Source organism: Ectothiorhodospira mobilis (assembly GCF_900114895.1).
GTDB lineage: Bacteria > Pseudomonadota > Gammaproteobacteria > Ectothiorhodospirales > Ectothiorhodospiraceae > Ectothiorhodospira > Ectothiorhodospira mobilis_A.
In genome coordinates, this window is the sequence record NZ_FOUO01000002.1 from 1 (window position 1) to 12,683 (window position 12,683).

Below are 12,683 nucleotides of genomic sequence, written 5' to 3' on the forward strand. Positions count from 1 at the left end.
GGGCGATCTTTTCGAACGAGCGCCGGGCATGGGACCAGCAGGCACACCAGATCAGCGCCGCCTGGGTCCGTTCGGCATTGAGGTAGCCCGCATAGGCATCGGCTTGCAGATATCCCTGGTAGTCACGCAGGTGTTCCAGTGGACCTTCCTGGGATCGGTTGGTGGTGTAGTCGTAGAACACCGGGATGATGCCGTCCTCCCGCCCGCGACCCAGGTAGAGCCACAGGCGACAGGTTCGGGTTTGTCGTCGACCCTTCTCCAGTTGCGGCACCGTGGTGTCGTCGCTGTGCAACACCGGACTGGCCAGGGCATCCTGGCGGATGAGGTCGGCCAGCGGGGCCAGGACCGAGGCGGACAGCAGCACATAGTCGCACAGCCGCTGGCGGGGAACGTCATAACCATCCCGGGCCAGCTGCTGACTGATGCGGTTGAGCGGCAGGTGATCCGCGAACTTGCTGATCACGGTATGGGCCAGCAGGCTGGCACCCACCTGAGCGCCGGGGATCGGCGGCGAGGGCCGAGGTGGGGAGACGATGGTGCGCTCACCCTGATCACCCCGGATTGCATACTTGGGCACTTCATGGCGCTTGACGTACAGATGCCCGGGGGCGTACTCGAGGGTCTCGGTCACCTCGACGCCGATCTCTTCCAGCGGGCCACCGTTCTGTGCCTCCAGCTGGGCCCGGGTTTCATCGTCGTAGTCGTAGCGCATCGTCTCCCGGGGCAGTTCCGGTGGCAGGGCACGGCGGCCCCGGGGCGGTTGGGTCTTGCGCCGTTGCGTCGGCGCCTGGGCGGCGGCCTCTTCTTCGTCCTGCTCGGGGATTGGTGCCTCCAGCGGATGGAATAGATCCTCCTGGAGGTAACGGCCGCGTTCGGAGCTTTGCCCGAAGTGTTTGCGTTGTGCTTCAAGGACCTGATCCTTGAGGCGCTGCAGTTGTTCGCTCAGTTCATTGACCGTGGACTGCAGTTGAACGAGCTGCTGGGACTGCTGCGTGATGACCTCATCGCGCTCTGCCACGGCGGCGCGAAGTTGAGACTCGCGCAGGTTGGGAGGGGGCGTCGGCAGGCCTTGTGCAGCGGTGTTCGACATGCCCGCATTTTACCATTCATGGCGCGCTAAGCGGCTGACTTATAGATAATAATTATCTATTAACCGGTGGCGGTGGCAAGGCATCGTGGGGGCATTTCCAGGCGCCGCCAGTCGATGCCCTCGAACAAAGCCTGCAACTGGCTGCGGGAGAGTGGAACCTCCTCCTCTGCATCACCATCGGCGTGGTGGGGCCACTTGAAGCGCCCCTTCTCCAGGCGCTTGTAGATCATCACGAAGCCCTGACCATCCCAGTACAGGGCCTTGAGCTTGTCGCCGGCCCGGTTGCGGAAAACGAACAGCTCGCCGCTGAGTGGATCCCGCTCCAGCACCTCAACAATCTCGATACACAAGCCATCGAAGGCCTTGCGGAAATCCACAGGCGCCACTGCCAGGTGGATGGCCATCCCCGTGGGCCAGCCGATCATGCCTCCAGCACCTGCATGGCCCGTTTCAAGGTCTGCGCGCAGAACCCCGGATACAGTTCCAACCGTCGGCCATTGCCCAGCGCCACGACCACCGGTCCAACCCCAGGCTGCAGCGACAGGGCCACAGGATCGGGCTTGTCCTCCACCGTGCGGACCGCCAAAAACCGCTGCGGCACGGCTGTCGGCTTCGAAGGCGTGCGCCCTGGCTCAGCCTCGCCCAGCACCCACTCCGGGTACCGCGCCGCCCATTGCGATAACTGGCGGGGTGTGACCCCATGCTGACGGGCGAAGGCCGCCTTGCTCTGGCCTGAGGCCGCCCACTGCTGGACCAGATCCTTCCAGAAAGTGCGCTTGCGCTGTCGGATACCTCTGCTCATCCGCCACATCCCCTCTATTGCTTGAGATCGTACCGGTGACGATGGAGGATCAGTGGGGGCTATGGAATACGGGGGCTACCGGACAGGTACAAAATGGCTGCATAACGATGTGCTCTCAGGCGACAACCACCTTGACAGCCGCCGCGCCCAGCCTGCCGCGCCCCCGCACGGCGCTGCGCTTTGGTGCGCGCCAACCTTGGCGCGCCCCCTTCGGGCGCACTACGTGCGTCCAAATCCACTCCCGGCGGATTTGTCCCGCCCCCAATTGCCTGCGGCTTCGGTAAAGGTCCGGTGCGGCCTACTCAGCCAGGGTCGGTGGTCGGCAATGGAACATAATGCTGGAAGGGGTCGGGGCTCCTTCAAAGCGGTCAGGCGCTGCGGTTCTCGTGGAGGGAGGTCACCTTCGCGCCGGCCTCGAAGCTGTTCGCCACCCGGTCTTCCTTCGCGGCCTTCTGCGCTTGGCGGTGCTCGCTGGGGTCGATGTCGTTGGCCAGCAGCTTGCGCGCCTCATCGCGGCGCTCGCGGGCATCCTTCAGGGGCACATCGGGGTAGACGCCAAGCGAAAGCCGCTTCTCCTTGCCCCCGTAGCGGTACTTCAGTCGCCACCACTTGCCCCCGCTTGGGGCAACTTCCAGATACAGCCCGCCACCGTCAAACTGCTTGCGGGCCTTGTCGGCGGGCTTGGCGTTGCGGATGGCGGTGTCGGTCAGCGGCATGGGGGGAACTCCCTGCGGAGGCAACTCACTTGCCCCGAATGTTGCCCCCGGATGTCAACGAATCCTGTTGCCCCTTGCTGGATGGCCGGACAAAGAAAAAGCCCGCTTTTACGCGGGCTTGAGGACTTCGTTGGATGGTGCTGGATGTTGAATTGGTGGAGGCGGCGGGAATCGAACCCGCGTCCGCAGGACCTACGCCCTTGGTACTACATGCTTAGTCCGTCTTTTCGGTTAACGCCGCGGCCTCCGACGGACAGGATGCCTTGGCGCGAGCCCGCTCGGTTTTAACGGTTAAGACCCGGGCAGGTCCGCTCCGCGAGCTTGTGTGCGATGACCACCGAGTAGAACCCACAAGCAAGTCCCGTCGGTGGCTGACCGGTTTTTAAGCGGCCAGAGCGTAGTTGTCGTCGTTGGCAACTATTAGCGTTACAGCATGATTTACGAGGTAAGCTGTATCCTCGGCATGCACCTCAGGTTTCGCGACCCACGTCGAAGCCAGGTCGCCCCCGGTGTTGTTTCATTGGACAGGATACCCGCCCCGTGGTTCCGTGTCACCCATCCATGGGATCCGCTCGCCACGGGGGACCCGGGGGCGGGCGGTTTCCAGTATCATTGGGGCCTTTTCCCACCGCTTCAACCCCCGGGGTGACTCCATGCTGTCTCTTTCTGGTCCCGCCGCCCTCTCCGCCTTCCGTCGCGAGCGTCTGCTGCAGGCCCTGCGCCAGCGGGTGCCGGCCGTATGTGGCGTGGCGGCGCGCTTTGTGTACTTCGTGGACACGGAGCGGGAGCTGGACGAGGCCGAGCACGCGCTCCTGGAGCGGCTGCTGACGGAAGGGGAGGGGCCCGGTGCGGACGGTTGCGGGGCGGCCCTGTGGGTGGTGCCGCGCCTGGGCACCATCTCCCCCTGGTCCAGCAAGGCCACGGACATCATTCACCACTGTGGCCTGGAGGCGGTGCGGCGCATCGAGCGTGGTCGGGTCTATTGGATCGACAGCGAAGGGGCGCTGGAGGATGGGGAGCTGCAGGCGCTGCTGCCCCTGCTGCATGATCGCATGACCGAGACGGTGCTGCGCGGGGAGGAGCAGGCGGAGGGGCTGTTCGCCACCGCGCCGGCGCGGCCGCTGCGGGTGATCCCCCTGGGGGACGAGCCCCGCCGGTCCCTGGCGGAGGTGAACGCCGAGTTGGGGCTGGCCCTGAGCGAGGACGAGCTGGATTACCTGGTGGAGGCCTACGAGGCCCTGGGGCGGGATCCCTCGGACGTGGAACTGATGATGTTCGCCCAGGCCAACTCCGAGCACTGCCGCCACAAGATCTTCAACGCCAGCTGGATCATCGACGGCCGCCCCCAGGAGCGTTCCCTGTTCGCCATGATCCGCAACACCTACGATCAGGCCCCGGATGGGGTGCTCTCCGCCTACCGGGACAATGCCTCGGTGATCGAGGGCCACGTGGCCCGCCGCCTGATGCCCGATGCCGATACGGGGGAATACCGCCCGGTGACTGGCGATCTGCCCATCCTCATGAAGGTGGAGACCCACAACCACCCCACGGCCATCTCTCCCTTCCCCGGGGCGGCCACCGGCGCGGGCGGGGAGATCCGCGACGAGGGGGCCACCGGCCGCGGTTCGAAGCCCAAGGCGGGGCTCACCGGGTTCTCCGTGTCCAACCTGCGCATCCCCGGGTTCGAGCAGCCCTGGGAGCGGGATTTCGGCCGTCCGGGGCGCATCGAATCGGCCCTGGAGATCATGCTGGAGGGGCCCATCGGCGCCGCCGCCTTTAATAATGAGTTCGGCCGTCCGGCCCTGGCGGGCTATTTCCGCACCCTGGAGATGCAGGCCCCGGGGCCCGACGGCGAGGCGCTCAAGGGCTATCACAAGCCCATCATGATCGCCGGTGGCATGGGCAGCATCCGCCGCGAACACGTGGAGAAGGCGCCGCTGCCGGAGGGGACGCCCATCGTGGTGCTGGGGGGGCCGGCCATGCTCATCGGCCTGGGCGGCGGCGCGGCCTCGTCGGTGGCCAGCGGCGAGAGCGCCGAGGACCTGGATTTCGCCTCGGTGCAGCGGGGCAACCCGGAGATGCAGCGCCGCTGTCAGGAGGTCATCGACCGCTGCACCGCCCTGGGGACGGACAACCCCATCCTCTCCATCCACGACGTGGGGGCCGGGGGGCTGTCCAATGCCGTGCCGGAGATCCTGGATGATGCCGGCCGGGGCGGGCGCATCGAGCTGCGCGCCGTGCCCTCCGCCGAGGCGGATCTCTCCCCCATGGAGATCTGGTGCAACGAGGCCCAGGAGCGCTATGTGCTGGCGGTGGACGCCGACCGCCTGGAGCGGTTCGCCGCCCTGTGCGAGCGGGAGCGGGCACCCTATGCCGTCATCGGCACGGCCACCGCCGACCGCCAGTTGCTGGTGGGGGATGCCCAGGGGCAGAACAATCCGGTGGACCTGCCCATGGAGGTGCTCCTGGGCAAGCCCCCCAAGATGCTGCGGGACGTGCATCACCGCACCTTCCACCGCCCGGAGGTGGATGCCTCCGGGTACCCCCTGGAGGAGTTGGTGCGGCGGGTGCTGCGCCTGCCGGCGGTGGCCTCCAAGGAGTTTCTCATCACCATCGGCGATCGCAGCGTCACCGGCCTGGTGGCCCGGGACCCCATGGTGGGGCCGTGGCAGGTGCCGGTGGCGGACGTGGCCGTCACCGCCAGCGACCACGACGGCTACACCGGCGAGGCCATGGCCATGGGCGAGCGCGCCCCGGTGGCCCTGGCCCATCCCGCCGCCTCCGGGCGCATGGCCATCGGCGAGGCCATCACCAACATCGCCGCGGCGGCGGTGGAGGCCCTGGGGCAGGTGCGCCTGTCGGCCAACTGGATGGCCGCCGCCGGTCATCCCGGCGAGGATGCCGCCCTGTTCGACACCGTGCGCGCCGTGGGCGAGGCCCTGTGCCCGCGCCTGGGGATCTGCATCCCCGTGGGCAAGGATTCCCTGTCCATGCGCACCGTCTGGGAAGTGGACGGGGAGGAGCGGGAGATGACCGCGCCGCTGTCCCTGGTGGTGTCCGCTTTCGCCCCGGTGGCGGACATCCGCCATACCCTGACGCCGCAACTGCGCACCGATCTTGGCGATACGGACCTGATCCTCATCGACCTGGGCAAGGGGCACAACCGCCTGGCCGGGTCCGCCCTGGCCCAGGTGCTGGGGCAGGTGGGCCACCACGCCCCGGATCTGGACGATCCGGAGATGCTGGCGCGCTTCTTTGCCGTGATCCAGGACCTGCGCCGGGAGGGCCTCTTGCTGGCCTATCACGACCGCTCCGATGGCGGGCTTTTGGCCACCCTCTGCGAGATGGCCTTCGCCGCCCGCACCGGTTTGGAAGTGCACCTGGACGACCTGGGGGAGGATCCCGTGGCGGCCCTGTTCAGCGAGGAGCTGGGGGCGGTGATCCAGGTGCGCCACGAGGACACCGAGGAGGTCCTCTCCGCCCTGCAGGAGGCGGGTCTGGCCCACCACAGCCATGTCATCGGCCGCCCGCACGGCAGCGGGCGCATCGTCTTGCGCCACGGCCACCGGGAGCTCTTTGCCGAGACCCGCGCCGCCCTGCAGCAGTGCTGGGCCGAGACCAGCTACCGCATGCAGGCCCTGCGGGACGACCCGGACTGCGCCCGGGAGGCCTTCGAGGCCCTGGCCCGGGACGACGATCCGGGGCTGTCGGCCCGGCTCACCTTCGATCCCGCCGTAGACCCGGCGCCCCAGGTCCACACCGGTGCCCGTCCGCGGGTGGCCATCCTGCGGGAGCAGGGGGTCAACGGCCAGCTGGAGATGGCCGCCGCCTTCCACCGCGCCGGGTTCACCGCCGTGGATGTGCACATGACCGATCTGTTGGAGGGGCGCGTGCACCTGTCTGCGTTCCAGGGCCTGGCCGCTTGCGGCGGGTTCTCCTACGGGGATGTGCTCGGGGCCGGCGGCGGCTGGGCCCGGAGCATCCTCTTCCACGCCCGCCTGCGGGAGGACTTCGAGGCCTTCTTCCACCGCCCGGACACCTTCGCCCTGGGGGTGTGCAACGGCTGCCAGATGCTCTCCCGGCTCAAGGACCTGATCCCCGGCGCGGCCCACTGGCCCCGGTTCGTGCGCAACCGTAGCGAGCAGTTCGAGGCCCGCCTCTCCCTGGTGGAGGTGGTGGACAGCCCCTCCGTGCTGCTGCAGGGCATGGCCGGTTCGCGCATGCCCATCGCCGTGGCCCACGGGGAGGGGCGGGTGGTCTTCTCCGATGCGGGCGACGCGGCCTCCGCCGCCGTGGCCCTGCGCTACGTGGATCATGATGGGCGGGCCACGGAGCGCTATCCCTTCAATCCCAACGGCTCCCTCGGGGGCATCACCGGCCTGACCAGCGACGATGGCCGCGTCACCCTCATGATGCCCCATCCGGAACGGGTCTTTCGCAGCGTGCAGTACTCCTGGCATCCGCAGGAATGGGGTGAGGACGGGCCCTGGATGCGCCTGTTCCGCAACGCCCGGGCCTGGGTGGGCTGAAGGGGATGGCCATGCAGGAGCAGGGCATCCCCGTCCTCGTCTTCACCCGTGCCCCCGTGCCCGGGCGTACCAAGGTGCGGCTCATCCCGGTCATCGGCGCCGAGGACGCCTGTCGGGTGCACAAGGCCCTGGTGCGCCATACCCTCACCGTGGCCTGTGCCGCCGACTGCGGTTCGGTGATCATCCACGGGGCGCCGGATTCAAGGCATCCCTTCCTGCGCAAGCTGGCGGTGGACTACGGCGTGGCCCTGGCCTCCCAGGAGGGCGTGAACCTGCAGGCCCGCCTGCACGAGGCCCTGGAGCGGGCCCTGGAGTGCTTCCCCGCCGCCATGGTCATGGGCACCGACTGCCCGGAGACCACCGTACAGGATATCCGCGAGGCCGCCGCGCAGCTGCGCGCCGGGGCCGATGCCGTGCTCGGGCCCGCCCATGACGGCGGTTGCGTGCTGCTGGGGCTGCGCCGCGCCGATCCCGGTCTGTTCCAGGCCCTGGAATGGGGGTCGGACCGGGTGATGGCGCAGCTGCGCCCGCGCCTGCAGGCCCTGGGCTGGCGCTGGCACGAACTGCCGCCCCGGCACAACCTGGGTACGCCGCAGGACTGGGAGGCCCTGCGCGAGCATTACCCCTGGCTCAGCCCGGCGGCCCTGGCCCTGAACGAGTGACACCGCCGCTGCGGGACGCTACCCTCGAAGCCATGGGCGATCCCACCGAGGCCCCCGAGCTCTCCGTCATCCTCCCCGCCTGGAACGAGGCGGAGTGGATCGGTGGTGCCCTGGATGCGGTCTACGCCGCCTGTGCCGGGGCCCGGGTGCAGGCGGAGGTGATCGTGACCGACAACGCCTCCAGCGACGCCACGGCCCGCATCGCCCGGGAGCGGGGGGCGCGGGTGGTATACGAGCCCGAACGCCGCATCGCCCGCGCCCGCAATGCCGGGGCGGCCGCCGCCCGGGGCCGGTTCTTGCTGTTCGTGGATGCCGATACCTGGCCCGATGCGGAATTGCTGAACGCCACCTTGCGCGCCTTGCGCAGCGGGGAGGTCTGCGGCGGCGGGGCACAGGTGCGGCTGGACCAGCTGGACCGGGCCTTTTACCGCTGGGGGCAGGCGCTCTGGAACCACCTGTCCAGGGCCCTGGGCGTGGCCGCCGGTTGCTATCTCTTCTGCACCCGCGAGGCCTTCGATGCGGCCGGCGGCTTCAGCGAGCGGGTCTATGCCGGCGAGGAGGTGTTCCTCTCCCGCCGCCTCGCCCGCCAGGGCCGCCGGCGCGGCCAGGCGTTTCGCATCCTCGCCCATCCGGTGCAAAGCTCCGGGCGCAAGGCCCGCTGGTTCTCCCCCTGGCGGCACCTGTGGACCACCCTGGTGCTGCTGCTGGTCCCCTTCGCCCTGCGCTCCAGGCGCTTCACCCGCTTCTGGTACCACCGCCCCTGATCCCCCGCCAGCTGCAAAAGATTTATTGCAAGAGATGTGCCGAATTTTAAATAATAAGTAATTGATTGTGTGGGGGAAATATTTTACTTTTGGGTTAGTCCATCCCGATTGCAGGGTTGGGACACGGCGTTGCACCGGCGCCCCGGCTTTGCCCAGTCCATGAGCCGTCTTCAAGGAGTCTCACATGTTGATAAAACAACCGGATGATCGGTCCCCCCACCTGATGGAGCTTGAGCGCATCAAGGAGGCCTATCCCGATCAGGCGGGGTTGGTGGATTCGGAGATGCTGCGTATCTACCTGAAGGACGCACTGCACATGTTCGCCGAGTCGGTGGATCTGCATCTGGGGGAGCTCTCCGACGATGTGGCCGTGCTCCACGATCTGCGCCTGCCCTACGGCGAACAGGTGGTGGAGATCGATCATCTGCTCATCAACCGCAGCCTGCAGTTCACCTTGGTGGATTCCGGGTTCATGGGGGCCGAGCGGGTGAAGGTGAACGCCCTCGGCGAGGTGTTCGTCTGGTCCGACGAGGGTCAGGAATGGGTGGGCGTGCGCCGCGCCTTCCCCGAACTCTTCGAGAAGGCCGATCTGCTGGAGAAGATCCTGGCGGAGGAGCCCTGGCCGCGGCGCCTGGGGATGCGCCTGTCCCATTCCCTGGAGGTCTGCCTGGTGCTGGGGGATGACGATCAGGTGGACGTGGAGAACGTCAGCCGCTGGGGGGACCGGGTGTTCAAGCTCAGCGAGTTCGTGCGTCACTACGAACGCGAGCGCCTGAAGAAGATCTCCCTCTCCCAGGGGGTGGTGAATGCGGTGCAGGCGGCCTTCAATCGTGTGAGCCGGGAGACGCTGCAGAATGTCGCCCAGGGACTGGCGGACCTGCATGAGCTGGAGCCCTTGGACTATCTGGAACGCTGGGAACTGGATCAGATCCCGCCGCAGGCGGCTGCGGAAGAGGCGGCCCCCGCGCAGGGCCTGTCGGAGGCCCAGACCCAACCCACCACAGAGGCACCGCCCGCGGCCCCGGAGACGGCCGATACCCCAGCCCAGGAGGGCGGCGAGGGTGCCCCGGCCGGTAAGAAGGGCGGGGGCGGTCGATCCCGCCGCTCCCCGCGCAAGGGCAAGGGGGGCAGCGGACAGGGTGCGGCGCAGCCCGCCGATGCCCAGGCCCCCACCGGGGTGGGCGAGGCCCCGCCCGCATCCCCTTCCGGGGAGGCGGCCCCGGCCGCGGGGACCGATCCCGCCCAGGCGGGTGGGCAACCCCAACAGCAAGAAGGTGATCGTCCCGCCGCGGCCCAGGGCGAGGCGGAGGCCTCCACTGCCGCGCACAAGCCGTCCTCCGCCGGGGGCGGCAAGGCCGCCACCAGGGGTAAGGGCCGGGGCAGCGGTGGGCAGGGCAAAGGCCCGTCCCGCTCCGGCAAGGGCGATGCAGAGCTGCTCCCCTCGTCCCGCATCGCCAGTTCCCTGAAGATGAAGACCCCTGCGTTCCTGGAGATGATGCAGGAACGGGGCTTCCTGCAACGGGATGCCGAGGGGCATCTGGAGTTGACGGAGAAGGGGCGCCAGCATGGTGGCCGGGCCAGGGGCAAGGGCGGCAACCGCTCCTTCTCCTGGCCCCGGGAGATCCGGGACGTCCTGAAGTAGGCCCGTTCCAGTGGTACCTCCCGCGGCATGCTCCACGGGATGTACCACCATAAAAAATTCTTATTTGCCTCCCGGAAGCTGCCGTTTAGAATGCGTCTAGGTATCTGGCGTATCCTATTTACATGCAGCGAGGAGGTGATTCCATGTCCCTGATCCACACCCAGGTCAAGCCCTTCAAGGCCACCGCCTATCACAACGGTGAGTTCATCGAGGTGACCGATGAGAGCCTCAAAGGGCAGTGGTCCGTGTTCTTCTTCTATCCCGCCGACTTCACCTTCGTCTGCCCCACGGAGCTGGGGGATCTGGCGGACCAGTATGAGGAATTCAAGAGGCTGGGGGTGGAGATCTACAGCGTCTCCACGGACACCCATTTCACCCACAAGGCCTGGCACGACAGCTCCGCCACCATCGGCAAGCTGCAGTTCCCCATGCTCGCCGATCCCACCCTGCAGATCTCCCGGGATTTCGAGGTGCTCATCGAGTCGGACGGCCTGGCGGAGCGGGGCACCTTCGTCATCGACCCGGAAGGGAAGATCCAGATCGTGGAGATCAACGCCGGCAACATCGGCCGCAACGCGGAGGAGCTGCTGCGCAAGGTGAAGGCGGCCCAGTACGTGGCGGCGCATCCCAACGAGGTGTGCCCGGCCAAGTGGCAGGAAGGGGAGGAGACCCTGGAGCCGTCCCTGGACCTGGTGGGCAAGATCTGAGACCCGCCTTCTCCCCACCGTGGGGATCGCCACGACGCCCGGGTCCTCCCGGGCGTCGTCACGCCGGGGGCGCGCCCCCGCTACGCAGCATCACACGATGAGGTCCCGCCGGCATGCTGGATGCCCGACTCAAGGAACAACTCAGGCAGCACCTGGACAAGATCAGCCAGCCCGTGGAGCTGGTGGCCACCCTGGATGCGGGGCAGAAGTCCCGTGACCTGCACGCCCTCCTGCAGGAGATCGCGGAACTCTCGGAACGGGTGACCCTGCGCACCGACGGGGATGAGGCCCGGACCCCGTCCTTTGCCATCCGTCGTCCCGGGGAGGAAACGGGGGTGATCTTCGCCGGTATCCCCCTGGGACACGAGTTCACCTCCCTGGTGCTGGCCCTGCTGCAGGTGGGGGGGCACCCGCCCAGGGTGAGCGATGCGCAGGCACAGCGCATCCGCGCCCTGGACGAGGACCTGCATTTCGAGACCTATTATTCCCTGTCCTGCCAGAACTGCCCGGATGTGGTGCAGGCCCTGAACCTGATGGCGGTGCTCAACCCCCGCGTGCGCCACGTGGCCATCGACGGGGCCCTGTTCCAGGAGGAGGTGTCGGCGCGGGAGGTGATGTCGGTCCCCGCCGTGTTCCTCAACGGCGAGCCCTTCGACCAGGGGCGCATGACCCTGGATCAGATCCTGGCCCGGGTGGACAGCGCCTCCACGGCGCGGGAGACGGAACGCCTCAATGCCATGTCCGCCTTCGACGTGCTGGTGGTGGGGGGTGGTCCCGCCGGGGCGGCGGCGGCCATCTACGCCGCGCGCAAGGGGGTGCGCACGGGCCTGGCGGCGGAGCGCCTCGGCGGTCAGGTGCTGGACACCCAGGGCATCGAGAATCTGATCTCCGTGTCCCATACCCTGGGGCCGAAGCTGGCCGCCGACCTGGAGGCCCATGTGCGCCAGTACGACGTGGACCTCATGGATCTGCAGCGGGCGGTGGCCCTGGTTCCGGCGCAGGATGCCTCCGGCCTGCATGAGGTGCGTTTCGAGTCCGGGGCCTGCCTGCGCAGCAAGTCCGTGATCCTGGCCACGGGGGCCCGCTGGCGGGAAATGGGGGTGCCCGGGGAGCGGGAGTACCGGGGCCACGGGGTGGCCTATTGCCCCCACTGCGACGGCCCCCTGTTCAAGGGCAAGCGGGTGGCTGTGATCGGCGGAGGGAATTCCGGTGTGGAGGCGGCCATCGATCTGGCGGGCATGGCGGCCCAGGTCACCCTGGTGGAGTTCATGAACGAACTGCGGGCCGATGCCGTGTTGCAGGAAAAGCTCCGCGCCCTGCCCAACGTGCAGGTGATCCGCCATGCCCAGACCACCCGGGTGGAGGGGGACGGCAGCCGCGTGACGGGGCTGACCTATAAGGACCGGGATACCGATGCCGTGCATACCCTGTCCCTGGACGGGATCTTCGTGCAGATCGGTCTGGTGCCCAACACCGAATGGCTGCAGGGGGGCGCCGTGGAGCTCTCCGGGCGCGGGGAGATCGTCACCAATGCCCATGGCATGACCACGGTGCCCGGGGTCTTTGCTGCCGGGGACGTAACCACCGTGCCCTACAAGCAGATCGTCATCGCCATGGGGGAGGGGGCCCGGGCGGCCCTGGGGGCCTTCGATCATCTGATCCGCCGCTGACGCGGCCTCCCCGCCGGTGACCGCGGGGCATATCCCTGCCGCAAGGATGGCCATTGCCGCATCTCCAAGGCTATCATCTAGACTGATTTGAGGATCCCCCG

At 68.0% G+C, this 12,683-nt stretch carries 10 protein-coding genes and 1 other RNA gene; 6 read left to right on the forward strand and 5 right to left on the reverse strand.

Annotated elements, in window-relative coordinates; all coding sequences use genetic code 11:
- The 5 genes from tnpC to ssrA form a co-directional block, all read right to left on the reverse strand.
- A partial coding sequence (tnpC, locus tag BM214_RS12350) for an IS66 family transposase (protein WP_143096325.1) occupies positions 1-1,090 on the reverse strand: 1,090 nt, incomplete at its 3' end.
- Positions 1,091-1,149: 59 nt separating this feature from the next.
- Positions 1,150-1,515, reverse strand: coding sequence for an IS66 family insertion sequence element accessory protein TnpB (gene tnpB, locus BM214_RS01435; protein WP_090483432.1), 366 nt, complete (start codon positions 1,513-1,515; stop codon positions 1,150-1,152).
- Complete coding sequence (gene tnpA, locus BM214_RS01440; RefSeq protein WP_143096326.1) at positions 1,512-1,892, reverse strand: IS66 family insertion sequence element accessory protein TnpA; 381 nt, start codon at positions 1,890-1,892, stop codon at positions 1,512-1,514. The genes tnpB and tnpA overlap by 4 nt, the downstream gene beginning before the upstream one ends.
- A gap of 368 nt (positions 1,893-2,260) precedes the next feature.
- Positions 2,261-2,608, reverse strand: a complete 348-nt coding sequence (locus BM214_RS01445) for an Arm DNA-binding domain-containing protein (RefSeq protein WP_244887803.1) — start codon at positions 2,606-2,608, stop codon at positions 2,261-2,263.
- 153 nt (positions 2,609-2,761) lie between these two features.
- Positions 2,762-3,116, reverse strand: a transfer-messenger RNA (tmRNA) gene (ssrA, locus tag BM214_RS01450).
- A gap of 145 nt (positions 3,117-3,261) precedes the next feature.
- Here ssrA and purL point away from each other — a divergent pair.
- The 6 genes from purL (at position 3,262) to ahpF (ending at position 12,582) form a co-directional block, all read left to right on the forward strand.
- Positions 3,262-7,137, forward strand: a complete 3,876-nt coding sequence (purL, locus tag BM214_RS01455; protein ID WP_090483434.1) for a phosphoribosylformylglycinamidine synthase — start codon at positions 3,262-3,264, stop codon at positions 7,135-7,137.
- Between the two features lie 11 nt (positions 7,138-7,148).
- Positions 7,149-7,799 carry a TIGR04282 family arsenosugar biosynthesis glycosyltransferase gene (locus tag BM214_RS01460; protein WP_177217546.1) on the forward strand — a complete coding sequence of 217 codons (651 nt, stop codon included), beginning with the start codon at positions 7,149-7,151 and terminating at the stop codon, positions 7,797-7,799.
- Between the two features lie 32 nt (positions 7,800-7,831).
- Positions 7,832-8,563 carry a glycosyltransferase gene (locus BM214_RS01465; protein WP_090483436.1) on the forward strand — a complete coding sequence of 244 codons (732 nt, stop codon included), beginning with the start codon at positions 7,832-7,834 and terminating at the stop codon, positions 8,561-8,563.
- A 184-nt stretch (positions 8,564-8,747) separates the two neighbouring features.
- Entirely contained in the window at positions 8,748-10,205 is a 1,458-nt protein-coding gene (locus BM214_RS01470; RefSeq protein ID WP_090483437.1) for a nuclease-related domain-containing protein, read from the forward strand.
- A 143-nt stretch (positions 10,206-10,348) separates the two neighbouring features.
- Positions 10,349-10,912, forward strand: a complete 564-nt coding sequence (gene ahpC / locus BM214_RS01475) for an alkyl hydroperoxide reductase subunit C (RefSeq protein ID WP_090483438.1) — start codon at positions 10,349-10,351, stop codon at positions 10,910-10,912.
- A gap of 113 nt (positions 10,913-11,025) precedes the next feature.
- Positions 11,026-12,582: an alkyl hydroperoxide reductase subunit F gene (ahpF, locus tag BM214_RS01480; protein ID WP_090483439.1), complete on the forward strand. Its 1,557-nt coding sequence runs from the start codon at positions 11,026-11,028 to the stop codon at positions 12,580-12,582.
- Positions 12,583-12,683: the final 101 nt, after the last annotated feature.